Source organism: Leucobacter sp. M11 (assembly GCF_035726885.1).
Lineage (GTDB): Bacteria > Actinomycetota > Actinomycetes > Actinomycetales > Microbacteriaceae > JAPFRB01.
Genome location: NZ_JAPFRB010000037.1, coordinates 1 through 259 on the forward strand (window position 1 = coordinate 1; position 259 = coordinate 259).

1 rRNA gene is annotated in these 259 nt (G+C 52.5%); it reads right to left on the minus strand.

The window, feature by feature from the left end:
* Positions 1-259 (minus strand): 23S ribosomal RNA (locus OOT08_RS18915); the annotation flags it as partial.

Consider the following 259-nt stretch of genomic DNA (forward strand, 5'->3'; position numbering starts at 1 on the left):
GTCTAAGCCTTCCCACATCGTTTCCCACTTAACCATGACTTTGGGACCTTAGCTGGCGGTCTGGGTTGTTTCCCTCTTCACGACGAACGTTAGCACCCGCCGTGTGTCTCCCGTGATAATATTCTTCGGTATTCGGAGTTTGCATCGGGTTGGTAATCCGGGATGGACCCCTAGCCGAAACAGTGCTCTACCCCCGAAGATAAATTCACGAGGCGCTTCCTAAATAGCTTTCGGGGAGAACCAGCTATCTCCCGGTTTG